The following is a 21080-nucleotide window of genomic DNA, read 5'->3' on the forward strand; positions in this document are numbered from 1 at the left end:
GCTGCGTGATGTTGACTTAGGGAATGAGAGCCATCTGGAAAGGTGCCATCGCGTTCGGCCTGGTCAACGTGCCCGTGAAGGTCTACAGCGCAACCGAAGATCATGACATCAGTCTGCACCAGGTCCACAATGCCGACGGCGGCCGGATCCGCTACCAGCGCAGGTGCGAAGTGTGCAGCCAGGTCATCGATTATTCGGACATCGAAAAGGCCTACGAGGAGGACGGCCGGACGGTGATCCTGTCCAAGGACGAACTCAAGGCCATTCCCGCCGAGAACAGCCACGAGATCGAAGTGGTGCAGTTCGTTCCGTCCGAGCAGCTTGAACCCATGATGTTCGAGAAGAGCTACTACTTGGAGCCGGACTCCAAGTCGCCCAAGGCCTACGTCCTGCTGCGCCGGGCGCTGGAGGACACTGACCGGGTGGCCATCGTCCAGTTCGCCCTGCGCGAGAAGACCCGGCTGGGGGCCCTGCGGATCAAGGACGACGTCCTGGTGCTCCAATCCCTGCTCTGGCCGGACGAGGTGCGCGAAGCCAACTTCCCTTCCCTGGATGCATCCATCAAGATCTCCCCGCAGGAACGCGACATGTCTGCGGCGCTCGTGGAGTCCATGGCGGCCGACTTTGATCCCGCGCACTTCACGGATGACTACCAGGTGCAGCTGCGCCAGCTCATCGAGGCCAAACTGGAGCAGGGCGACTCCCTGGATACCGAGGAAACCTTCGGTGTGGAAGCCGGCGAAGGCGGCAAGGGTGAAGTCATCGACCTGATGGAGGCACTGAAACGGAGCCTTGACCGGAAACGTGGGGGCGGGGCCGATGCCGCCGCCGATTCGGATGGCGGGGACTTGGGCAATGAATCCTCCGGAGACGACGAAGAGGCCGCCAAACCGGCGCGCAAGAGGGCCACCGCCAGCAAGTCCTCGGATTCCACGTCGGGTGAGAGCAAGTCCGGCGCTGCGAAGTCGGCGGCCGCGAAGACCAGCACGGCGAAGACCGGCACAGCGAAGGCGAGTACGGCAAAATCCACTACAGCCAAGGCCGGCACAGCAAAGTCCAAGGCGGACACATCCACTGCGGCGAAGTCCTCGCCGGCCAAGTCCAGTGCCAAACCGGCCGCTAAAACCACCACCAGCAAGGCAACGGGCACCAGGGCGCGCAAGCCGGCGTGAGGGTCCGTGGCCGGCGGCGTCTTTTCCCGGGGTTGATGCCATGACTACGAAACTACTAAGCTTGCTTGCTTTTCGGTAGCCGGCACTGGTTTTACCAGCGGTCTGCCTGCGCGGCCTACCGCAGCGGGCTCCCTTACGGCTGCTCTCTTTACAGCCGAGTTCGGCGAGTTCACAATGAGTCGCATCGCAGCCTCCGCTGTGGCCGCAGCGCGCTGTTCACTCACTGACGAACCATCACGGTAGAGAGGCACAGTCATGGATGACCAAACCGATGTCCTCGAGGCGGACCGGGCGCTCAAGCAGAAGCATCGTGCGATGTGGGCGTCAGGGGATTATCCTGCGCTCGCGAGTGAATTGCTGCCGGAGCTGGGAGCCATCCTTGTGGAAGCCTGCGGCATCAACTCCCGGCAGCGGGTCCTCGACGTCGCCGCGGGGGCAGGCAATGCAGCGATCCCCGCCGCCATGATGGGTGCGAAGGTTGTGGCGAGCGACCTCACCCCGGAACTGTTCGACGCCGGCCGCCACCAGGCAGCGGACCGCGGAGTGGAGCTGGAATGGAAAGAAGGGGACGCGGAGGCGCTGCCTTTCGCCGACGCCGAGTTCGACACCGTGATGTCCTGCCTCGGCGTGATGTTCGCGCCCCATCACCAGCCGGCAGCCGATGAGCTCCTGCGCGTGTGCAAACCGGGTGGCACCATCGGACTTCTCAGCTGGACACCCGAGGGGTTCATCGGCAGGATGTTCGCCACCCTGAAGCCGTTTGCCCCGCCACCGCCGCCGGGTGCCCAGCCGGCACCGCTGTGGGGGAGCGAGGACCACCTCCGCGAACTCTTCGGTGACAGGATCACCGAAACCAACGCCCGGAAAAAGACTTTGGCGGTGCACAGTTTCCACCAGCCGGAGGACTTCGTGCGCTACTTCAAGTCCCACTACGGCCCCACGATTTCCGTGTACAAGTTCATCGCCGAGGACGGGGACAAGGTCAAGGAGCTGGACAAGGCGCTGACGGACCTGGCCGAGTCGTTTGGCGACGCCCATGGCGACACCCCCTTCCAGATGGAGTGGGAGTACCTGCTGTTTACCGCCAAAAAGGCCAAGGGTAATGCCGGGTGATTATGTCGCCACGTCCTCGGTCACTGTCGAAGCACCGCCCGCCAGGGTGTGGGACACCATCACGGACCCGGCTGCCACGAGGATTTTTATGTTCGGCACCGAGCTCGGCACGGACTGGACTGTGGGCGGACCCATCACCTGGAGTGGCAGCTGGGAGGGCAAGGAGTACCAGGACAAGGGAGTGATCCTTGAAGTGGAACCCGGCCGAAAGCTGGTTTACACGCACTTCAGTCCTCTGGGAGGCCAGGAAGACAAGCCGGAAAACTATCACACGCTGACCTGGACGCTTCAGGACCAGGGCGTCCGCACGCTGCTGGTGTTGTCGCAGGACAACAACGCCAGCGCGGAGGCTGCCGAGCACTCGAAGGGCATGTGGGACAAGCTGGTGGCGGACGTCAAGAGGCTCTCCGAGCGCGGCTGACCCACCCCACGCAACTATGTAGCCCTACGTGTCGTTATAGGCGCCGTAACGACACGTAGGGCTACCTGCTTGGGTAGGGAGGGGACCGCTTAAACGCAACCGCCGCCGTCGGACTCCCCAGGGAGGGAAAGTCCGCCGGCGGCCGCTGCTTAGCTGCCTGGGCTGCGGTGCCGCTACTCGGCGTCGTGATCCGTTTCGAGGATCTGGACCAGGTGGTCCAGGGCGGTGTCAGCGCCGTCGCCTTCGGCGCGGAGGACTACCACGTCCCCGTGTGAGGCGCCCAGGCTCATGAGGGAGAGGATGCTCGCGGCATCCATGGCCTCATCGGCCGGTTCGCCTTCGCGGGCGATGGTGATGTCCAGGTCGTATTCTCCTGCTGCCTCGGCAAAGATGGCGGCGGGGCGGGCGTGCAGGCCCACACGGCTGGCGACGGTTGCTGTGCGTTCTGGCATTTTTGCTCCTTTGTCTTCCGGGCGGCTGGCGTTCAGCGCCGGACAGGTAGTGGGTGAGGCAGGTCAGACCGTTGCTGGAACGGTCTCCACCGTAGCAGCGCTCTTGGGGGCAGCCCAACGCTTCAGTGCCACCACTGCCAGCGCGCTGACAATGGTTCCGGCGATGATTGAGATCACGAACATCAGCAGGTTGCCGATGGCAAAGAACACGAAGAGGCCGCCGTGGGGTGCCTGCGAGGTGACGTTGAAAGCCATGCACAGTGCGCCAGTGAGTGCACCGCCTACCATGCTTGCGGGGATGACGCGCAGCGGGTCGGCCGCGGCGAAGGGGATGGCACCTTCTGAGATGAATGACGCACCCAGCAGCCAGGCGGCCTTGCCGTTTTCACGCTCGGCCAGGCTGAAGAGCTTCTTGTCCAGGACCGTGGCCAGGGCCATCGCCAATGGCGGGACCATGCCGGCGGCCATAACGGTTGCCATGATCTGCCACGGTGCCTGGTTGTCGGCGCTGCCGGCGCTCAGGCCTGCGACTGCAAAGGCGTAAGCCACCTTGTTGACCGGGCCGCCGAGGTCGAAGCACATCATCAGGCCGAGGATGATCCCGAGGACGACGGCGGACGCGCCGGTCATCCCGGACAGCCAGCCGTTGAGGGCCAGCGTGAGGCCGGCGATGGGGCCGCCGAGGACCAGGAACATCAGGCCGGAGGCGAAGATGGAAGCGAGCAGCGGGATGATCACCACGGGCATCAGGCCGCGGAGCCAGCGAGGAACCTGCCAGGTCCCGATCAGGTGAGCCATGTAGCCGGCGAGCAGGCCGCCGACGATGCCGCCGAGGAAGCCGGCGCCCATGAACCCGGAGACTGCACCGGCAACGAAACCGGGTGCAATGCCCGGCCGGTCCGCAATTGCGTAGGCGATGTAACCGGCGAGTGCAGGGACAAGGAATCCCATGGACAGGGCGCCGATCTTGAACAGCACTGCGCCGAGGTAGGTGGTCAGCCCGCCCTCAGGAAGGTTGCCGAAGTTGTTCTCCACGACCACCGTGTCCGCAACCTCGGTGATGTCGTAGCCGCCCAGCAGGAAGCCGAGGGCGATCAGCAGGCCGCCGCCGGCGACGAACGGAATCATGTAGCTCACGCCGGTGAGGAGTGCGCGCTTCAGCTTCTGGCCGATGTGCTCGCCCTTTTCCTCGGCGTCGTGCTCTGCCTGTTCCTCGGCACCGAAGTGCGGGACGCGGCGGGCGTTCGGGTTGTCCGCGGCGGCCAATGCTTCCTGGACCATCTTGGCGGGCTCATCGATGCCGCGCTTGACCGGGGCGTTGATCACGGGCTTGCCGGCAAAGCGTTCCTTGCCGCGCACGTCCACATCCACGGCGAAGATGACGGCGTCCGCTGCGGCGATAACGGCGGGGTCCAGCGGCTTGGCGCCGGAGGAACCCTGGGTTTCCACCTGCAGGTCGACGCCTGCCTCCTGGGCAGCGGCGACGAGGGAGTCGGCTGCCATGTAGGTGTGGGCGATGCCGGTGGGGCATGCTGTTACGGCGACGAGACGCTTGGGTCCCGGGGCGGCGGAGCCGTCTGAACCTGCCGCGGCTACTGCGGAGGCCCCGGACTGCCCGGAAGCGTTCAGGGAACCGCCCGCAGAAACGCCTGCCGAAACCGGCGCTGCATGGGCGGCCGGCTTGTCAGCGAGTGCGCCGTCCACCAGTTCCACGATCTCCTCGCGGGAGGAAGCGTTGCGCAGGGCGGCGGTGAAGTCCTTCTTGATCAGGGACCGGGCGAGCTTGGACAGCAGCTTGAGGTGCTCCTGGTCCGCGCCGTCCGGGGCTGCGATGAAGAAGATCAGGTCTGCTGGGCCGTCCTTGGCGCCGAAGTCCACCTTGGGGTTGAGGCGGGCCATGGCCAGGGTTGGTTCCGTTACTGCGGCGGAGCGGCAGTGCGGGATGGCAATGCCGCCAGGGATGCCCGTGGCGGTCTTCTGCTCGCGGGCGTAGGCATCGGCGAAGAGGCCTTCAACTTCTGTTGCGCGTCCGGCGGCAGCTACCTTGCTTGCCAGGTGCCGGATCACCGCCTCGGGCGCGTTGCCCAGGTTCTGGTCGAGCTCGACCAGTTCCGTGGTGATGAGCTGGGTCACTGTCAATCCTTTCGAAGGGCCGTGATGGTTACGGCATCCGGGGTGGTTTGGTGAACTGCCGGAACTGTGGAACCGGGCAGGGAGGCGGCTGCGGCACCATGGGCCACGGCCTGACGAAGGCAATCGGCCGGGGCGGCGCCCTGGCCGTGGGCGAGCAGGTAGCCTGCGAGGGCCGAATCGCCCGCACCGACCGTACTGACCGCGGCGACCGGCGGGTGCGTGGCCAGCCACGCGCCGTCGGCCGTTACCAGGACAGCTCCCTTTGATCCGAGAGTTGCCAGCACAGCACCCACACCGGAACGTACGACGGCGGCGGCTGCTGCTGCGGCAGCAGCCGGGTCCGCTTCCAGTTCGTCAGCGGTGGCCGGGGAGGCGAAGCCGGCTGCAGCAGCCAGTTCCGCCAGTTCTTCGGCGTTGGGTTTAAGGAGGTCCGGTTTTCCCGAACCATCGCCTGCCTCGTCGCTGGAGACGGCGGCGGCAAGAGGAGCGCCGGAGGAGTCCACGGCGATCTGCGGGGCGTTTCCGTTCCCCGCAGAGCGGAGCCGGCGCGCCACGGTGGCGTAGAAGTCTGGGGGGAATCCCGGCGGAAGCGACCCGGCAAGGACCACCCAGCTCGCACCGCGGGAGCTCTCGAGCAGCAGCTTCATCAGGGCTTCCTGCTGGTCGGCGTCGAGCAGCGGTCCGGGCTCGTTGATCTTGGTGGTCACTCCGCCGGGCTCAGTGAGCGCCACGTTGGTGCGGAGCGGCTCATTGATGGGGAGGGAAACGAAGGGGACTCCGCTTTCGCGCAGGCCGGCCAGGACGGGGTCACTGTCCGCGCCGGGCAGGACGGCCACGGATTCAAGGCCGGAGGCCACCAGCGCGCGGGAGACGTTGACGCCCTTGCCGCCGGATTCCTGGCTGACGGAGACCGCCCGCTGCACTTCGCCCCGTTCGAGGGGGCCGGGGAGCGCCACGGTCCGGTCGAGGCTGGGGTTGGCCGTGAAGGTGACGATCATGCGATCACCACATCTACGCCGGCTTCTTCCAGGGCGGCTGCAAGTTCCGGGCCGGGTTCGCTGTCTGTAATCAAGGTGTCCAGATCTTTCAGGGAGGCGAACTGGACCAGGGTTTCCGTGTCCAGCTTTGAGGAATCAGCCAGCACCACGATGCGGCGGGCCGAACGGACAAAAGCTGCCTTGACGGCCGCTTCTTCGGGATCGGGAGTGCTGAGGCCGAATTCCGGGTGGATGCCGTTGGTGCCGATAAACGCGATGTCTGGCCGGAGCCTGCCGGCGGCGTCCACAGTTGCCTGGCCCACGGCAACCTGCGTGATGCCGCGCACGCGGCCGCCCAGGATCTCCAGGGCGATGCCCGGAACGCTCGAAAGCTTGCCGGCGATGGGGACCGCATGGGTGATGGCAACCAGTTCCGCCCGCGGTTCTGCCCCGTCAATGCGCTCGACGGCGGTGCGCCGGGAGAGCAGGTCCGCCAGCACTTCCGTGGTGGTGCCGCCGTCGATGAGGACGCTGCCGGGGGAGTTGCGGGGGATGAGCGCCAGCGCAGCCTCGGCGATCCGGATCTTCTGGTCGGGCCGTTGTATGGCCCGTTCGTTGACGCTTTCCTCCGTGGTGCTGAAGCGGTCTGCCGCAACGGCCCCGCCATGCACGCGCCGGACGGTGCCGGCGTTTTCCAGGGTGGCAAGGTCCCGGCGGACGGTTTCGGTGGTGATGCGGAAGCGCTCGGCCAGGAGGGTCACGCTGACCCGGCCGGTGCCGGCTACAAGCTCGGCGATCTTCTGCTGGCGCTCCTCGGCGAACACATACCCTCCGTTGCATAAGGCTTGATGGTGCGGCTGTTCATGATGCTGCTTCTGATGATGGAAGCGGGCCGGTGCGTGACTGGCATCACATGATGTTGTGTTACTTGACTTTATCTTTGGTTGTGTTGGTTTGTCAATGGAAATCCACACGAAACAAAATGCGCCAAGTTTCAGCCCTCGCGGCGCAGCGTCCTGCCGTCCGGCCCTGCAGGGACAAGAATGCGGGGGACAAGAAAGCCGGGCCGGACCGCAATGGTCCGGCCCGGCTTTAGCGGGTCACGATGCTTCTTTCTGCCTGGCTACAGTCCGCCGTCGCGGCTTTCATTCCGGGTGATGCGCTCTCCGGTGTTGGGGTCCACCACCGAGCGGCTCTCGCTGATGCGCCTGCTGCGGCCGGGGGACGCGAGTATGAGTGATGCGATGAGGCCGATCACGCCGACGGCCATCAGGATGTAACCCACCAGCACCTGGTCGACGGCGGGTATTAGGCCTGGAGCGACCGCCCACGCGAGGATGGCGCCGAGGGCGATGAGGAAGATGGAGGATCCGATTCTCATGACGTGCTCCTTGTGGTGGCTGGTGGGCGTGTTCATAGCCCGTTGACGGTTGCTAAGCATGCTTCCCGTTAAGCGTCACGCTACAGCCCCAAGTTGCGGTATTCAATGACCGGGGCGGGGCAGTTGGTGGCGGCGCGACGCGGGGCAGGTGTGACTCAAGTGATTAAGGTATCCGGTTGAGGCTTGTTCCTAACCTGCCTCGTTAGGCTGATTCGATGGAAACAGTTGTGTGGTCCAAGCCGGAGAACGAGCGGGCGGGCACTCCGTTGCTGGTGATGATGCATGGCTACGGCACGGACGAGTCACGCATGGTCAGGCTATTTGAGTACCTGCCGGCGGAATTTACCTGCGCGGCCCTGCGGGCCCCGATGCCCATCGGCGACCACTTTGGCTGGTTCCTTCTGGACTACTTCCTGGCCAATGACTTCGCCGACGTCATCAAAGCCTCCAGTGCCGTCCAGGCATGGATCAACAGCGTCAAGGGCCAGCACAGCAGCGTCAGCCTGCTTGGCTACTCGCAGGGCATGGCGATGGCCAGCACGCTGCTGCGCCTCCACCCCAAGGACTATATGGCCGTGGTGGGGCTTTCCGGTTTTGTGCTCGAGAATGAGCTGCTGTCCCTCACTGAATCCTTTGACGCCAAACCGCCCTTCTTCTGGGGGCGGGACAAGGCCGACCTTGTCATCAACGAAGACGCGATCGCGTACACCGAGGAGTGGCTCCGGAACAACACCCTCCTCACCGCCCGGACTTACCCGGGCATGGGGCATGCGATGTCCAAGACCGAGATGGTGGACGTGAGTGCCTTCCTGCGCCATTACGTGCTCAGGCCCGCAGCGGCCGTTGGAGCCTAGGCGGGCTGGGCTAAACCCAGCGCGCCGGCCATGTTGAGCCGTGAAGCGCGTCACAGTTTGACCGAACGAAAAAACAGTTGCCAGCCAAATTTGTAAGCGCTTACACTCGTCTTCGGCCGTTATTGCGGCCCTGAACTGGGCGGACAAGGAGATCAACGCGGTGCGGACGGTTTACTGTGGCCCCAAACGGTCAGCTGCCCTGACTTTCGCAGTCCCAGTTGAATGCTCCGACGGTTTGTGCGATAGCGCACCACACGGTCATGATGGAATACAACGATCAGCTAGCTTACGGGCCCCGGCAATGTCTATGCCGGCAGTTGCCTGCCGCGACTGCGGATCGTCCGGGCATCGAGGCCTCCACACTCCCAAAGCATCCCGCCTTCGAGGCTGCCCACGTCCTGAAAGGACAACCCACCGCTGATGACTGAAAACATGGCTACAGAACAAGCAACCGCCGAACTCTCCGCCTGGACCGGCGCCTCTGCCATCCTGTTCGACCTGGACGGGGTGCTGACCCCCACGGCCACCGTCCATGAGCGGGCGTGGCAGGAACTGTTCGAAGGCTACCTCGCGTCGCAGCCGCAAGTCGCCGGCTACAGCGAAAGCGACTACTTCGACCACATTGATGGTAAGCCGCGCTTCGATGGCGTCCGGGACTTCCTGGCCTCGCGCGGAATCGTGCTTCCGGAAGGGCCCACCGATGACGACCCCGGTAACATCACCGTGCAGGGCCTGGGCAACCGGAAGAACCGGATCTTCAACGACATCGTCAGCGCCGGCGTCGAGCCTTTCGAAGGCTCCGTGCGGTTCCTTCATGCCGCGCTTGACCGCGGACTGAAGGTCGCCGTCGTCTCTTCCTCCCGCAACGCTCCGGCTGTCCTGGCGGCCGCCGGACTCAGCCGCCACTTCGAGGTGGTGGTGGACGGCGTGGTGGCAGCCAGCGAAGGCCTGCCGGGCAAACCCAGCCCCGCCACCTACAACTATGCCGCGCGCCTGCTGGACCTGCCCTCTGAGGAATGCGTGGTAGTCGAGGACGCTGTCTCCGGTGTACAGGCTGGAAACGCCGGCACATTCCACTCTGTCGTCGGAGTGGACCGCGGCGCCGGACGGAAGACGCTTCTCGAGGCCGGGGCCACCGTGGTGGTAAGGGACCTCGACGAGCTCCTCTAGCCGCACCGTACCGGGTGGCGTCCCCCAATCCCGCCGCCGGAACACAACGAACCACCTAAGCAAGCAATAAGCAGCACCCCCAGCTGCCACAATCCCCCTCGGCACGCCTGGCCGGCCCACCCGGCAGCACCGCCACAGCACAAGGACCCCAACATCATGGCTCTGATCTCCGCGGACCGCGAAAGGTTCCCGAACACACCCTGGCAGCTCGTGGAAACACGCCACGAACAGGGCAATGAGGGGACGCTGGAAACGCTCTTCGCCCTGGGTAACGGGCACCTGGGAATCCGTGGTGCCCATTGGGCGGCAGCGGACTCGGACCTGCCGGGCAGCTTCATCAACGGCCTGCACGAAATCTGGGACATCAAGCATGCCGAAAACGCCTTCGGCTTCGCCCGCACCGGCCAGCGCATCCTGTACATCCCGGACGCCAACAACTTCACCGTGATTGTCGACGGCGAGGCCCTCAGCCTGGCCGAATCCGAAGTGCTGGACTACCGGCGCTCCGTTGATTTCGCCAAAGGCGTCTACGAATGCCGGATCACCTGGCAGTGCCGCTCCGGCGCTGCCGTCACCACCACCGAACGGCGCGCCGTCGGATTCGCTTCCCGGGGAACTCTTGGCATCTCCCTGGAAGTGGCCACGGACCGCGACGTCTCCCTGGACGTCACCTCCTCAGTGATCAACCGCCAGGACCAGCCGGTGGAAGACCATTCCGCCCACGATCCGCGCCGGGCGGGCCGCCACGCCGGACGCGTGCTGCTGCCCGTGCGGCTGGACGGGGGGGACGGGTCCCTCCGGCTCGCCTGGGAGGCCGCCGAATCCAAGCAGCGGATCGGCGTTGCGGTGGACCACTGGACGTCCGCAGGGCATCAGCCGTTCGACACCTTGGTGGACCAGGATGACAGCAGCGTCCGCTACGTCCTGGCCGTCAGCGCGGACGAGCCGTTCCGCCTGGAAAAGAGCGTCAGCTACGCGGCCGGCCCGGCGCTCCAGGACCATGCAATTGACGCCGCTGGCGTAGCAGAGCAGAATCTGCGTCCGGTCCAGGACATCTTCGCCGAAAGCGAAGCGCACTACCGGGACTATTGGGCCACCGGGGACATCGTGGTGGCCGGCCAGCCCGAATTGCAGCAGGCCATCAGGTGGAACCTGTTCCAGCTGGCGCAGGCAACTGCCCGCGCCGATGTTGCCGGGATTCCCGCGAAGGGAGTCACGGGTTCAGGCTACGAGGGCCACTATTTCTGGGACCAGGAGGTCTACCTCCTGCCGTACCTGACGTACACCAATCCGGACGGCGCCCGCCAGGTCCTGGAGTACCGCCACGCCATCCTCCCCGAGGCCAGGATCCGCGCCAAGGAACTCAGCGTGGACGGGGCGCTGTTCCCGTGGCGCACCATCAACGGACTCGAGGCCAGTGCCTACTATGCCGCCGGTACCGCCCAGTTCCACATTGCAGCCGCCATCGCCTTCGCCACCAACAGGTACGTCTGGGCGACGGGGGACACCGCGTTCCGTGACGGGATGGGCGCTGAATTGCTCATTGAGACCGCACGCATGTGGCTCTCATTGGGCTTCTTCGGCAAGGACGGGCTCTTCCATATCCACGGCGTTACCGGGCCCGACGAATACACGGCCGTGGTCAACGACAACCTCTACACAAACGTCATGGCGCGCTTCAACCTGCGTGCTGCTGCCGCCTTGGAACATGCCGGCATCAGCCTGGAAGAACGGCAGCTGTGGGAGGCAGCGGCGAACCGCATGCAGCTGCCGTTCGACGACCGCATGCAGGTCCATTCACAGGACAACGACTTCATGACCCTGGAGCCCTGGGACTGGACCACGCCCCGGTCCAAGTACCCCCTGCTGCTGCACTTCCACCCACTGGTGATCTACCGCCACCAGGTCCTGAAGCAGGCGGACACGGTCCTGGCGATGTTCCTGCAGTGGCAGGATTTCACCGCGGAGGAAAAGCAGCGTGCCTTCGACTTCTACGATCCGCTGACAACGGGCGATTCGACACTTTCCGCCTGCGTCCAGGGCATCATGGCTGCTGAGGTGGGGTACTCCCGCGAGGCGCTTGAGCACTTCACCAACGCTGTGTTCATCGACCTTGACGACACGCACGGCAACACCATCGACGGTGTGCATATCGCCTCCACCGGCGGCGTGTGGAGCTCCCTCGTCTGCGGGTTCGCCGGCCTACGGGACCAGGGCCCGGTCCCGTACTTCGATCCCCGGTTACCCGCTGATTGGGAAGCCCTGACGTTCCACCTCAAGATCCGCGGCCGCCTGCTGCTGGTTGAGCTCGTCGCTGGTGCCATCACCCTGGCGGTCGAGGAAGGCGAGGCACTGGAGGTGGACGTCCGCGGCCAGCGTCTCAGCGTGGGCGCGGAGCCCGTGCGGGTAGCGCTCGAACCCGTGCCGGAGCCCGAACCCACCGTGTTCCCCAGCGGACTTCCGACGGCGAGCATCCCCGTGGTGCGCGCCAACAACTAGTCTCCGCCCGCCGTCGAACGTTCAACTTCAGTTGCCCTGTCCAGCGGGTGGGCCAGTTCGTCGTCGGGCATCCGTGCCACCATCATGGCGATGACCGCCATGATGGGGCACACAACGCCGGCCACCAGGAAGAGCAGCCAGATAGGCAGAACCTCGGCGGCCGGCCCGGCCAGGGCCATGGAGACTGGCATGAGGGCGAGCGACACAAAGAAGTCCAGGCTGGAGACCCGGCCCAAAAGATGGGGCGGGACGCGCCGCTGCAGCAGCGTGCCCCAGATGACCATGCCCACGCTGCCGGTGGCGCCCCAGATGAACAGCGACGCCGCCATGACCCAGAAGTTGTCCATGAGCCCGACGGCGGCGAGCGGCAGGCTGCCGGCGCCCCAGGACACCATCATCACCGTGAGATAGCGCCGCGGCAGCCTCAATGATGCCGTGAACAGCGAGCCTAAGGCCGCGCCCACGCCCATCACGGCGAGGAGGAAGCCGAACATGCGGGAATCGCCGCCAAGTTGGTCGCGCACCACGAACGGCAGCAGGACCTCGATGGGGCCGATGAGGAACAGGACCGAGATGCACGCCCACAGCAGGGTCCACAGCAGCCACGGGGTGCGCAGCGTATAGCTGACACCCTCGCGCAGGTCCTGGAGGAAGGACGACTTGCCGCGTTCTGCTCCCGCAGGGTGGGAACCGCCTTCGGCCCCGTTGACGGGCGCGTCCAGGGAGTGCTGGCCCAGGAAGTTGAGGACGATGAAGGCCGAGAGGTGGCAGACGGCCACCGCCGTTACGGCATGCGACGGCGAGAGGGCGGCCACCACGATACCGGCCACTGCGGGACCGGCGGCCTGCTGGAGTACCGGCCGCATGGAACCCTCCACCCCGTTTGCTGCGAGCAGATCTTCTGCCGGCAGAATGCGCGGCAGGATGGCCGAATAGGCGGGGAAGAAGAACGCCGCTCCCACGCCCAGCACAAAGGCGCCCACTGCCAGATGCCAGAGTTGCAGCCACCCGGCCATGGCGAGCCCGCTGATGGCGGCGATGACGGCGAGGTTGGCTCCCTCCACGGCAATGATCAGGCGCCGCTGCGGGATCCGGTCGGCGGCGATTCCGCCGGCCAGCAGGAAGGCCACCAGGCCAACACTTCCGGCGGCAGCCACCACTGACAGCTCCAGCGGTCCGCCGCCCAGATGGATCACCTGGTAGACCATTGCGACGGCCCACATTCCGGAACCGAAAATGGAGATGGCCAGGGCCGAAATCAGTACCCGGTACTCACGATGGGCAAAGGGCCGCAGGGCTTTGGGGGCGGGCATAGGGTAAGTCTAGGCTTTGGACGGATACCCGGACAGCAGGGTCAAACTATCCTCATGGCCACCTGGGGCAGGCATGCCGTGGCCTAGTGTTAAGCAACCTTAGTATTAGGAAAGGCCGCATCCGACGCGGCCGGCGAGACCAACAGAGGTGACCATGGCCAGGCGCAGCAATCCCGCAGCACGAATCGCACACGAGACCGCCCACAATGCCGTCTTCGACGCAGACGGCAACCCGAAGCCGGGCGTGCACAACATGCTCCTGAAGGCAGTGGAGATCCAGCGCCCCCTGGTGCTGGCCTACATCCGCAGGCTGCAGCGCAAGCATCCGCGTGCCACCGCCGCCCAGCTGGCGGACATCCTGGAACGCGACTACCTGCGCGCCGTCACAGGCGGCGGGGCCCTGGTCGGCGCCACCGCGGTGGTCCCGGGCGTTGGCACCGTGGCCTCCCTCGGCCTCTCCGCTGCCGCGACGGTTGGATTCCTGGAGGCCACCGCCCTCTACGCCACTTCACTCGCGGAGCTGCACGGCATCCGCCTCACCAACCCGGAAAAGGCCAGCACCATGGTGATGGCCCTCATGCTCGGTGAGGAAGGCACTGCTTTGCTCGGAACGCTGAGCGGCCAGGCGGCCGGCAACAGCATTGGTGCTTCCAGTGCGTGGGGCAACGTGCTGTCGAAGTCGATGCCCGTGCCCGGCTTTGGCTCAATCCGTAACCGGATCCAGAAAGCCTTTCTTAAGAACCTCCTCAAGCGCCAGGGCACCGCGCTGTTCGGCCGGGCGCTGCCGTTCGGCATCGGCGCAGTGGTGGGCGGAGCCGGTAACCTCATGATGGGGCGGGCAGTTGTGTCGAACGCGAAGGAAGCGTTTGGTCCCATGCCGGACACCATCCCCGGCGAACTCAACGCCGCCGCACCGGACAACCTGACGCTGGAAGGTGACAATCTTGGACCTCAACGCTGACCTCGGCGAATCATTCGGCTCCTGGAACATGGGGGACGACCCCGCCATGTTCCGGCTGGTCACCAGCGCCAATGTGGCGTGCGGCTTCCATGCCGGCGACCCCGTTACCATGCTGGACAGCTGCCGGGCGGCCTATGAGCTCGACGTGACCGTCGGCGCGCACGTCGGCTACCGCGACCTTGCCGGGTTCGGCCGCCGCTCGCTGGACATGTCCTTCGACGAACTTTTCGGGGACGTGCTCTACCAGCTGGGCGCGCTCGACGGCGTGGCCCACGCCGTGGGTGCCTCCGTTGACTACGTGAAGCCGCACGGCGCGCTGTACAACAGGCTGGTACACGATGCCGACCAGGCCTCCGCCGTGGTGGCCGCCGTGAACTCCTACGATCCCGGCCTGCCCATCCTCGGTCTGCCCGGTTCGGAGCTTCTCAAGCAGGCGCAGGAAGCGGGGCACCCCGTCTTTATCGAGGCGTTTGTGGACCGGGCCTACATGGCTGACGGAACACTGGTGCCGCGCTCGCAGGAGGGCGCCGTGCTGCACGACGTCGACTCGATCGTCGAGCGGGCTGTGCGCATGGCCACCAAGGGTGAGGTGGCGGCCCTTGACGGAACCGTGCTGCAGGTACGGCCGGACTCGCTGTGCATCCACGGTGATACGCCGGGGGCGGTTGAGATGGCTGCAGCCGTCAGGGCGGGCCTGGAAGCTGCCGGTGTGGAGCTGGAGTCTTTCGCGTAGGCTTCGCTTACCCGAAAATCAGGTGCGCCACGGTAAAGATCGTGAGCCCGGCCAGTGAACCCACCACGGTGCCGTTGATCCGGATGAACTGCAGGTCCTTGCCCACCTGGAGCTCGATCTTCTGGGAGGTTTCCTCAGCATCCCAGCGGGCAACGGTATCCGTGATGACCCCGGCGATATCGGAGCGGTACGTCCGTACCAGGTAGCCGGCGGCGTCGCCAATCCAGGCGTTGACCTTTCCGGCGAGTTCGGGATCGTTGACCAGGCGCGAGCCGAAGTCGCGGACCGCTGCCTTGAACTTGATGGTGAGGTCGCTTTGCGGATCATCAACAGCACCCAGCAGGGCGTTCTTTACTGTTCCCCACGTCCGGGATGCCAGTTCCCGGACTTCGGGATCACCCAGGACCTGGGCCTTGATGTCCTCGGCGCGCGCGATCATCACCGGGTCGTGCTGCAGGTCCTGTGCAAGGTCGTTCAGGTACTTGTCGATGGACTGCCGGACCTGGTGGTTCGGATCGGACTGCACGGCCCGGACGAATTTGAGGAATTCGATGTAGACCTTGTCACCCACCAGCCCGTCCACGAACTGCGGCACCCAGGTGGGCGAACGCTCCGACACCAGCCGGCTGACCGTCTCGTGGTTTTCACTGACCCAGTCCGCTGCCCTGTCCACCAGCAGGTCCACAAGCTTGTGGTGGTGCCCGTCGTGGAAAATCCGCTCGGCCATCCTGCCCACGGGAGGTCCCCACGGCGGAGTGAGCAGGTGCTTGCGGACCATGCCCTCAATGACCGCCTGGACGTCGTCGTCGTTCAGGACCTTGAAAACACCGCGGATGACGGCGGCGCCCTCCTTTGCCACCCGCTCGGCGCCTGCCGGCGTCGCCAGCCATTCGCCTGCCCGGCGCGCGATGTTCACGCTGGCCAGCTTGTCCTGGACCACCTGCTCGGACAGGAAGTTGGTTTCCACGAATTCACCCAGCGAGGCGCCGATCTGGTCCTTCCGGCGCGGAATGATGGCGGTATGCGGGATTTTGATGCCCATGGGGTACTTGAACAGCGCGGTGACGGCGAACCAGTCGGCCAGCGCGCCCACCATGCCGCCTTCAGCCGCAGCACGCACGTACTGGAGCCACGGATACTCCTTCTGCAGCGCGAACGCGAACACGAAGATCACCGCCATGGCCGCCAGCAGCGCCAGCGCCACCAGCTTCATTTTCCGCAGCGCTGCCGCCTTTTCGGCGTCACCGGCGCTGAGTTTATGGCCGACGGCGGCACGCACCTCTGCGCCGGGCGGTGCGGCCGGAGCGGACGGTGTGTGGTTGGTGCGTGCTTCCCGGGTAGTTGGCTCAGAGTTCACCTGCATGTGCCAAGCCTAGTCCCGCAGTGCGGCCCGGGTCGGCTACCGTGTCTCCATGACTACTGACGAGTCAGTGCCGCCGCGGCCCCTGGTCTTTGCCCACCGGGGCTCGAGCGCCGCGTTTGCCGAGCACACCCGGGCAGCCTACCTGCAGGCGCTGGCGGACGGGGCGGACGGCGTGGAGTGCGATGTCCATCTCACCCGCGATCAGCACGTCATCCTCCTGCACGACGCCAACCTGGACCGCACTTCTGATGGAACCGGGCCGGTGGCGGAACGGACGCTGCGCGAGCTCCGCCGCCTGGATTTTTGTTCGTGGAAAGGCGTGCGCATCCCCGAGGTGTATGGTGCGAGGTCCGAGCAGTTCCTCACCCTTCCCGAGCTGCTGGAGATCCTTCGCGGGGCCGGACGGCCCGTGGGGCTGGCCATCGAGCTGAAGCATCCCAGCCCGTACCAGCTCAAGTTGGAGGACCGGGTCCTGGAGGTTCTCCGCGGCGAGGGCTGGGACGCCGGGAGTTCATCCCTGGACAACGTGGCGGTGACCTTTATGAGCTTCAGTCCGGAATCCGTGCGCCGCCTGCTCCGGTCGGTTCCGGCCGAGTACATCTGCCAGCTGGTGGATGACGTGGATGTGCGTGAGCTTCGCGAGGAATTGGGGCTGGGGCTGATCACCGGCGGTGCGATTGCCAACGTCATGAAAGCCGCCCAGCTGGAAGGTGAGCGGATCCTGGACGCAGGCGAAGCCGTTTTGGCCGGTCCAGGCGTCGACTACGTTCGCCGCCACCCGGCAACTGTCCAGCGGTGGCTCGAGCAGGGCCGGCGCTTCCGGGTGTGGACCGTGGACTCCGAGCAGGACGTGGCCCTCTGCCAGGACCTCGGCGTCCACGAGATCACCACCAACGTGCCGGCCCGTGTGCTGGGCCAGCTTCAGGTGGCTTCGACGCAGGGAAGCTGATCAGGGAAGGCAGGCCGGCCACGTGAGCAAGTCTTTCGACGGCGTTCCTCAGCTGTTCCGGAATCTCGAGCCGGCATACGGCCCCGCGCCCGTGCTCAGTGGCGGAGAACCAGCGCTCGGCGACGCCCTGCCGCCCTGGTCCGGTCCCCGAAGCTGGTGGGGCGGCCCCCTGGACGTGGAAGGCCTCGCTCTGGGAGCCGTTGGCGCTGCAGCCGCAGTATTGAACCTCCTGGCCGGTGCGCCGGGCCGCTTTACCACCACGGCGGCCTTGACGGCCGGAGCCTTTGACTCCTCCGGGCACCTGCGGATCAACGGCCGGAAGATCCAGGGCTTCGCCCCGCTGTCCGGCTTCCGGCGCACGCAGGACGGTTGGATCCGGCTGCACGCCAACTACCCGCACCACGAACAGCGGCTGATGCAGGCGGTGGGAGCCAGCACGGCCGATGGCCTGGCCGCTTCCCTCCGCACGATGACGTCCCTCGAAGCCGAGGCCGCGATCCAATCCCAGGGCGGAGTGGCCGCAGTGGTGCGAAGCCGCAACGAATGGCTGGAGTCCGGGATGGGCCGGGCTGCAGCAGCGGGGCCATGGATCGATTGGACCCTCCCGGCGGGCGAAACCAACGGCACCGAAGGCCCCCTGCGGCTCGCGGCTGAAGACCCGCGCCGCCCCCTCAAGGGAGTTCGTGTGCTGGACCTGACCCGCGTCATCGCCGGACCCGTGTCCACCCGGCTGCTGGGGGCACTGGGCGCCGACGTCCTGCGGATCGATCCGCCGCAACTGCCTGAAATCATCGACCAGTTCGTGGATACCGGGTTCGACAAGAGGAGTACCGAGGCCGACCTGACTGCCGCCGGCGGCCAACACCAGTTGGAACAGTTGCTGGAGACCGCTGACGTAGTGATAACCGGCTACCGGCGCGGCTCCCTGGACCGCTTTGGGCTGGAGCCGGCGGTGCTGCTGGCATCCCGCCCGGAGCGCGCGGTGGTCTCGCTGGACGCCTGGGGCAGCATGGGGCCCTGGAGTGGCCTGCGCGGTTTCGACAGCATTGTCCAGGCGGCCACCGGGATCGCACACCTTTACGGGACGGAGAACCACGACGGCGAGTGGCGGCCGGGTGTGCTCCCCGTCCAGGCCCTGGACCACGCGACAGGGTACGGTGTGGCCGCGGCAGCCATCGCCCTGCTCGCCCGGCGCCGGCGGACTGGCCTCGGCGGATGGGCCCGGTTGTCGCTGGTCCGCACCGCAGAGGAACTTTTCGCCCTGCCGGCCGTGCATTCCGCGGGCATGGCAAGCCTGCTGCCTGAACCCCAACTCGGAACCATGGCCAGCACTTATGGGGAACTCCGCTACGCTCCGCCGCCGCTCCTGGTGGCCGGACGACCCCTCGACTACACCGCGCCGCCAGTGCCCTATGGACGTTCGGCTCCTGCCTGGAACTGACGGTTTGCCCGGGCAGATGGGTTAAGTGGGCAGAGGGTGGGTTGGGCCTGGGGTTTACGCCGGGCCGGGCGGTTTCGATGGCCCGCCGCGCTTGTGATTGAGTGGAGCCATGCCTTTTCCCCGGTCCGGCCGGGCCCTCCAGAGCCTTTCCGCTGCAGCCATGAGCGCGCTGCTGCTGGCCAGCGCCATGAAACACTTCCGCGACCCCGGCTTCTTCCGCCAGGTAGTGCCCGATTACCTCTGCCTTGTGGACTCAGAACGGCAAGGAATGCGCGACTGCGGTGCGGCCGCCAGCAACCCGGAACCAAGCCGCCGTCGGCCCTTGGCTGTGATGACCAGGGAAGAATGGATCGCCGTCAGCGGCCTGCTGGAACTCTCTGCCGCCGTCGGCATTCTGGTGCCGTTGACGCGCAAGGCGGCGGCAACCGCCCTCACCGCGATGTTCATCGTCTTCCTGGCGGGCCATGCCGATGCCCTCCGCCGGGCCTACGGCCCCCAGGGGACCCCTCTGCAACGCAAAGTTCACAGTTTGCGCCTCCCGTTACAGTGGCCGCTGATCGTCTGGGCATGGAGTCTTCGGAAGCCTGCATTGGGTTCGTGGCCGTGGCAGTGAAACTCCTGGCTTCCCCTGCCGTGCGCGTGGGGCTCTCCATCAGCGTGGCCACCGGCCTGTACGGAATATCATTTGGCGCACTCTCCGTCACGTCCGGACTGGACTTCTGGCAGACGATGGCCCTTAGCCTGCTCCTGTTCAGTGGGGGCTCGCAGTTCGCCTTTATCGGCGTGGTAGGTGGCGGCGGCTCGGGCATGGCGGCGATGAGCGCAGCCACGCTTCTGGGAATGCGCAACGGCATCTATGGCATGCAGCTGAACGCCTTGCTGCACCCCACGGGGTGGCGCAAGTACGTGGCCGCCCAGGTGACCATCGACGAATCCACAGCCACCAGCACCGGCCAGACCGACCCCGCAGAGCAGCTCCGCGGCTTTTGGGCAGCCGGCATCGGCATCTACGTCCTCTGGAACCTGTTCACCGCGGTGGGGGCGCTGGCCGGAAGCGGACTGGGGGACCCCAAACAGTGGGGACTGGACGGAGCAGCGGTGGCCGCTTTCCTGGCCCTGCTCTGGCCCCGGCTGAAGGGCCGTGAGCCGATCGCCATTGCTGTGGTTTGTGCCGTGGCCACGGTGGCGGCAGTACCTTTCGTTCCTGCCGGAGTGCCGATCCTGGTGGCCGCCGTCGTGGCGGCCGTGATGGGCTGGTTCAGCCACGGCCGGAGCGACGAGGGCCTGGAGCCGGATGTGGATCCCTACCGGGAGCACCAGCACCGCGGCGCGGACCATCACCGTGGCGGGCGCGATCCGGACGGCGGGCACCGCCGGCACGGCGCAGACGGCGGCCACCAGCGTGGCGAGGGCGGCACCTCAGGGGCCGGCACATGACCCTCTGGATTTGGCTGCTGATCGCCTGTGCCTTGGCTTATGCCTGGAAACTGGTGGGCTACTTCGTCCCGGCCAGGTTTTTGGAGAATCCACGGATGTCACGGGTCGCAGGCACCATGACTATCGGGTTGCTTGCATCCCTGACAGTAGTGAACGCCGTAGCGTCAGGGCAGGCCCTGGTGGCCGATGCGCGCCTGGGTGCGCTCGCAGCAGCCGCGGTCGCCCTGGCGCTGAGGGCACCGTTTCTCGTGGTGGTGGTGGCCGGTGCCGGGACTGCGGCATTGCTCCGGATGCTGGGCTGGAACTGACCCACGAGTAAGAACGTGACGCCGTTCTCTTCCCTTGCCGGTGGGTGTGAGTTGTACTATGAGAGCGGCTATGCAGTTGGCCCCAACGATTTGATGAACGGCAACGATGGAAGATCAACTGCACGCGTCCGCGGCAAGGGCCGGAAGACCCCGTCCACACAAGGATTTTCGGCGACGCGCGGGGCTGCCCGTCAAGCGTTTCTTCACCCGCTTTTCCGGTATCTCCGACGTCCCGGCCGAGGACTTGGAAGCACTCGCAGAAAGCCTTCAACGGGCTATGGACGTGGACCCGGCCTCCCAGGTTCCTGCGCTGCAGGCCTTGGTCCGCCGGGAGATCCGCGCCAGGGGAGCAGCTGACAGCAACTAACTGGGCCAGGACATCAAGAGCGCTATCAGGAGAGTC

General features: G+C 65.9%; 21 protein-coding genes. 14 read left to right on the plus strand and 7 right to left on the minus strand.

Annotation, left to right across the window (positions count from 1 at the left end; genetic code table 11):
* The first annotated feature begins 23 nt into the window (after positions 1–23).
* The 3 genes from ku to AC5RUQ_RS04115 all read left to right on the plus strand — a co-directional run bounded on the left by ku (position 24) and on the right by AC5RUQ_RS04115 (position 2706).
* Entirely contained in the window at positions 24–1172 is a 1149-nt protein-coding gene (gene ku / locus AC5RUQ_RS04105) for a non-homologous end joining protein Ku (RefSeq protein ID WP_493946123.1), read from the plus strand.
* Positions 1173–1427: 255 nt separating this feature from the next.
* Entirely contained in the window at positions 1428–2285 is an 858-nt protein-coding gene (locus AC5RUQ_RS04110) for a class I SAM-dependent methyltransferase (protein WP_493946124.1), read from the plus strand.
* Positions 2275–2706, plus strand: coding sequence for an SRPBCC family protein (locus AC5RUQ_RS04115; RefSeq protein ID WP_493946125.1), 432 nt, complete (start codon positions 2275–2277; stop codon positions 2704–2706). The genes AC5RUQ_RS04110 and AC5RUQ_RS04115 overlap by 11 nt, the downstream gene beginning before the upstream one ends.
* Before the next feature lie 173 nt (positions 2707–2879).
* On the opposite strand, the gene AC5RUQ_RS04120 is transcribed toward AC5RUQ_RS04115, so the two are convergent.
* The 5 genes from AC5RUQ_RS04120 to AC5RUQ_RS04140 all read right to left on the minus strand — a co-directional run bounded on the left by AC5RUQ_RS04120 (position 2880) and on the right by AC5RUQ_RS04140 (position 7649).
* A complete protein-coding gene (locus AC5RUQ_RS04120; RefSeq protein WP_013599585.1) occupies positions 2880–3158 on the minus strand; it encodes an HPr family phosphocarrier protein in 279 nt (92 codons plus the stop codon).
* A gap of 63 nt (positions 3159–3221) precedes the next feature.
* Positions 3222–5291, minus strand: coding sequence for a PTS fructose transporter subunit IIABC (locus AC5RUQ_RS04125; RefSeq protein ID WP_493946126.1), 2070 nt, complete (start codon positions 5289–5291; stop codon positions 3222–3224).
* A gap of 2 nt (positions 5292–5293) precedes the next feature.
* A complete protein-coding gene (locus AC5RUQ_RS04130) occupies positions 5294–6289 on the minus strand; it encodes a 1-phosphofructokinase family hexose kinase (RefSeq protein ID WP_493946127.1) in 996 nt (331 codons plus the stop codon).
* Complete coding sequence (locus tag AC5RUQ_RS04135) at positions 6286–7092, minus strand: DeoR/GlpR family DNA-binding transcription regulator (RefSeq protein ID WP_493946128.1); 807 nt, start codon at positions 7090–7092, stop codon at positions 6286–6288. The genes AC5RUQ_RS04130 and AC5RUQ_RS04135 overlap by 4 nt, the downstream gene beginning before the upstream one ends.
* Positions 7093–7391: 299 nt before the next feature.
* A complete protein-coding gene (locus tag AC5RUQ_RS04140) occupies positions 7392–7649 on the minus strand; it encodes a DUF6458 family protein (RefSeq protein ID WP_256249387.1) in 258 nt (85 codons plus the stop codon).
* A 215-nt stretch (positions 7650–7864) separates the two neighbouring features.
* Between AC5RUQ_RS04140 and AC5RUQ_RS04145 the strand changes: the two genes are divergently transcribed.
* The 3 genes from AC5RUQ_RS04145 to AC5RUQ_RS04155 all read left to right on the plus strand — a co-directional run bounded on the left by AC5RUQ_RS04145 (position 7865) and on the right by AC5RUQ_RS04155 (position 12172).
* A complete protein-coding gene (locus tag AC5RUQ_RS04145) occupies positions 7865–8503 on the plus strand; it encodes an alpha/beta hydrolase (RefSeq protein WP_493946129.1) in 639 nt (212 codons plus the stop codon).
* Positions 8504–8923: 420 nt separating this feature from the next.
* Entirely contained in the window at positions 8924–9673 is a 750-nt protein-coding gene (locus AC5RUQ_RS04150; protein ID WP_493946130.1) for an HAD family hydrolase, read from the plus strand.
* Between the two features lie 156 nt (positions 9674–9829).
* A complete protein-coding gene (locus tag AC5RUQ_RS04155; protein ID WP_493946131.1) occupies positions 9830–12172 on the plus strand; it encodes a glycoside hydrolase family 65 protein in 2343 nt (780 codons plus the stop codon).
* On the opposite strand, the gene AC5RUQ_RS04160 is transcribed toward AC5RUQ_RS04155, so the two are convergent.
* Positions 12169–13485 (minus strand): MFS transporter, encoded by a 1317-nt coding sequence (locus AC5RUQ_RS04160; RefSeq protein ID WP_493946132.1) that lies wholly within the window; start codon positions 13483–13485, stop codon positions 12169–12171. The genes AC5RUQ_RS04155 and AC5RUQ_RS04160 overlap by 4 nt on opposite strands.
* 154 nt (positions 13486–13639) lie before the next feature.
* Here AC5RUQ_RS04160 and AC5RUQ_RS04165 point away from each other — a divergent pair, with 154 nt between their 5' ends.
* Positions 13640–14446, plus strand: coding sequence for a hypothetical protein (locus AC5RUQ_RS04165; protein WP_493946133.1), 807 nt, complete (start codon positions 13640–13642; stop codon positions 14444–14446).
* Positions 14430–15179 (plus strand): LamB/YcsF family protein, encoded by a 750-nt coding sequence (locus AC5RUQ_RS04170; protein WP_493946134.1) that lies wholly within the window; start codon positions 14430–14432, stop codon positions 15177–15179. The genes AC5RUQ_RS04165 and AC5RUQ_RS04170 overlap by 17 nt, the downstream gene beginning before the upstream one ends.
* Positions 15180–15186: 7 nt before the next feature.
* Here AC5RUQ_RS04170 and AC5RUQ_RS04175 read toward each other — a convergent pair whose 3' ends face one another.
* Positions 15187–16542 carry a DUF445 domain-containing protein gene (locus tag AC5RUQ_RS04175; RefSeq protein ID WP_493946135.1) on the minus strand — a complete coding sequence of 452 codons (1356 nt, stop codon included), beginning with the start codon at positions 16540–16542 and terminating at the stop codon, positions 15187–15189.
* 49 nt (positions 16543–16591) lie between these two features.
* On the opposite strand from AC5RUQ_RS04175, the gene AC5RUQ_RS04180 reads away from it, so the two are divergent.
* From AC5RUQ_RS04180 to AC5RUQ_RS04205, 6 genes are all read left to right on the plus strand, one after another.
* Positions 16592–17491 carry a glycerophosphodiester phosphodiesterase gene (locus tag AC5RUQ_RS04180; protein ID WP_493946136.1) on the plus strand — a complete coding sequence of 300 codons (900 nt, stop codon included), beginning with the start codon at positions 16592–16594 and terminating at the stop codon, positions 17489–17491.
* A 22-nt stretch (positions 17492–17513) separates the two neighbouring features.
* On the plus strand, positions 17514–18932 hold the full coding sequence (locus AC5RUQ_RS04185; RefSeq protein ID WP_493946137.1) for a CoA transferase: 1419 nt from the start codon (positions 17514–17516) through the stop codon (positions 18930–18932).
* 109 nt (positions 18933–19041) lie between these two features.
* Positions 19042–19545 (plus strand): DoxX family protein, encoded by a 504-nt coding sequence (locus tag AC5RUQ_RS04190; protein ID WP_493946138.1) that lies wholly within the window; start codon positions 19042–19044, stop codon positions 19543–19545.
* Positions 19500–20369, plus strand: a complete 870-nt coding sequence (locus AC5RUQ_RS04195; protein WP_493946139.1) for an AzlC family ABC transporter permease — start codon at positions 19500–19502, stop codon at positions 20367–20369. Before AC5RUQ_RS04190 ends, AC5RUQ_RS04195 begins: the two co-directional genes overlap by 46 nt.
* Positions 20366–20677, plus strand: coding sequence for an AzlD domain-containing protein (locus AC5RUQ_RS04200; protein ID WP_493946140.1), 312 nt, complete (start codon positions 20366–20368; stop codon positions 20675–20677). Before AC5RUQ_RS04195 ends, AC5RUQ_RS04200 begins: the two co-directional genes overlap by 4 nt.
* Positions 20678–20783: 106 nt before the next feature.
* Positions 20784–21044: a hypothetical protein gene (locus AC5RUQ_RS04205; protein WP_493946141.1), complete on the plus strand. Its 261-nt coding sequence runs from the start codon at positions 20784–20786 to the stop codon at positions 21042–21044.
* The last annotated feature ends 36 nt before the right edge of the window (positions 21045–21080 follow it).

The sequence above is a fragment of the Arthrobacter sp. MDT2-3 genome (assembly GCF_059090465.1).